This is a genomic window from Pseudomonas avellanae BPIC 631, assembly GCF_000444135.1.
In the GTDB taxonomy this organism is placed as follows: domain Bacteria; phylum Pseudomonadota; class Gammaproteobacteria; order Pseudomonadales; family Pseudomonadaceae; genus Aquipseudomonas; species Aquipseudomonas avellanae.
This window is the reverse complement of the sequence record NZ_ATDK01000500.1, coordinates 1-683: the sequence shown is the minus strand read 5'-3', so window position 1 is coordinate 683 and position 683 is coordinate 1. Positions and strand designations below refer to the sequence as shown.

Annotated in this window: 1 protein-coding gene; it reads right to left on the bottom strand. The window is 44.4% G+C overall.

Annotated features, from left to right (window positions below):
- Nucleotides 1-222: 222 nt before the first annotated feature.
- On the bottom strand, nucleotides 223-683 hold a 461-nt coding region (locus DW49_RS1000000133435; protein ID WP_206539581.1), incomplete at its 5' end, for a hypothetical protein.

Here is a 683-nt window from a genome sequence, read left to right as displayed (position 1 = left end):
TTTTCGAAATAAGTTACCCATAACCTGCAAGCTAAGCTATTGATAAGATTTGAATTTTCCGTTAGTTGGTGGCTGATTTTTTCGAAAACAGTACACTAGAATACCATCTAAAAATTAACCTATATCATGCTTGCGTGGTTATCGCCGCGCGGGCTCGTTGTGTCTTGTTCGAGATATCGCCTCCTTCAACGTTCCAAACGTAGCGAGTCGATTGAGCATTTCCTAATGCCAAAAATGTGCTGGTTTAGCTGTCCAGCTCGTGAGCTGAACTGAAGCTGCTGTCGCGGAAGTAAGCTGTGATGTCGTAAAAAAGCGCTTAGCTATGATCGTTAACGAGCTTGAAATTGTGTGAGATGTACATGAAGGCATGGATAATTTTCGAGTCAGAATTTCACATCTTAGATGTTTGTGCGTGGCGTAATTATCGGCGATTAGGTTCAATTGAAGATGCCTGAGCATCATGTCGATTAAGTCCGCGCGATCAGAGACATCCGCAAAGTCTAAACCTGCCGCGACCGCGAAGCGGCCCCAGGCATCGCTAACAAACCCGTGCAATTGATCACAACAGGTATGGCGAGCCCAAGTATCCTGCTGATTATGCTGACCAACAAATATAAATATGTAGACGGCTTGAAAAGTATTGGATCGCCGCGGGATTGATTCCCTAAGGAAACTCTGAAAAA